The sequence below is a fragment of the Flavobacterium sp. GSP6 genome (assembly GCF_003984855.1).
Classification (GTDB): Bacteria; Bacteroidota; Bacteroidia; order Flavobacteriales; family Flavobacteriaceae; genus Flavobacterium.
In genome coordinates this window covers 1-1,444 of record NZ_RYDO01000032.1, presented here as the reverse complement: position 1 = coordinate 1,444, position 1,444 = coordinate 1, and the positions used below count along the sequence as shown (strand labels likewise).

2 protein-coding genes are annotated in these 1,444 nt (G+C 30.8%); both read right to left on the bottom strand.

The features are described from left to right. Window positions 1-34: 34 nt before the first annotated feature. The gene (locus EKM03_RS14885; RefSeq protein WP_233584117.1) at window positions 35-958 is read right to left on the bottom strand and encodes an IS3 family transposase; all 924 of its coding nucleotides are present in this window, start codon (window positions 956-958) and stop codon (window positions 35-37) included. Then, window positions 868-1,401, bottom strand: coding sequence for a helix-turn-helix domain-containing protein (locus tag EKM03_RS14880; protein WP_199741575.1), 534 nt, complete (start codon window positions 1,399-1,401; stop codon window positions 868-870). The genes EKM03_RS14885 and EKM03_RS14880 overlap by 91 nt, the downstream gene beginning before the upstream one ends. Window positions 1,402-1,444 lie beyond the last annotated feature (43 nt).

Here is a 1,444-nt window from a genome sequence, read left to right as displayed (position 1 = left end):
TAGACTGCACCCAAAAGTTTAGACAAATTTATAATTAATTTTGATAATAATGAGCCCGATATTGTGTCGGGCTCATTCCGTTTAAATTCAGTTTTATTCTTTCATTATTGTAATATTTGATATACTCTTTAATTTCAATTTTTAAATGATTGATGTCTTTGAATTTCATAATATAAAACAGTTCTGATTTTAATATTCCAAAGAAGTTTTCAATAATTGCATTATCTAAACAGTTCCCTTTTCGAGACATACTTTGTATTAATCCTTTTTCTTTTAAAAGCATTTGATATTGTTTCATTTGATATTGCCAGCCTTGGTCTGAGTGCAATATTAGATTAGAATTATTAGGTATACATTTAAAAGACTTTTTAAGCATATTGCATATTTGATTAAAATTGGGTCTTTCCGATAATTCATAACTTATTATTTCTCCGTTAAATAAATCAATAATAGGCGAGAGATACAATTTATTGCCAGAGATATTAAACTCCGTTATATCGGTTGCCCACTTTTGGTTGGGTGCTGTTGCCTTAAAATTTCGCTGTAATATATTAGGAGCTATCTTCCCTTGTTCTCCTTTATATGATTTATATTTTTTTAATCGTATTAAACTTTTTAATCCTAGAACCTTCATTAATCGCAATACCGTTTTGTGATTAATTACAATTCCTTTTTGTTTGATTACCAAGGTAATACGACGGTAACCCAATCGGCCTTTATGGTGGTTGTAAATCTGCTTAATCAATTCTTTAATGTCTTTGTATTTGTCGATTAATTGACTTCTTTTTTCATGGTAATAATAACTACTTCTGACCATTTTCATACAATTGAGAAGAACCTCTAAATCATATTTATGCCTTAATTCCATTATGGTTTGAGCCTTTTGTTTTGATTGGCTTGTTCGGCTTGAATTAAGGCATTGAACTTTTTTAAAATTTCGTTCTCTGCTCGCAAATATTCCAGTTCTTTTAAAAGTTCTTCTTCCCGGGTTAATGGTTTGTCTGTTTTTCGTTGTTTTCTCTTAAAATTCATAGATGCTGGTCTTCCTTTGGGTTTAGGTTTTAAACCTGCCGAACCTTCTTTTGCATATTCCCTTTGCCAACGTCTTATTATCGAACTTGTCGGAATATTGAATGTTAAACAGGCTTCACTCAAAGATAATGACTTGCTTTCAATACTTTGTAGAACTTTTAACTTAAAGCGTAAACTATAATTTGCGTTTTTTTGGACAGGCAAAAGACCTTCGTTTCCAAATTTAAGATACCACCTAATCCAATCTTTAAGGCTGGTTGTGCCTATGTCATTCTCTTTAGCTGTAACACTTAGTGATTGACGATTTTTTAAAACTTCATTTACACAGCGAAGTTTAAATTCATAATTGTAACTGACTTTTCTTTCCATAAAAATACCCCCAGATAATGTCTAATTATTTGGGGGCAGTTCA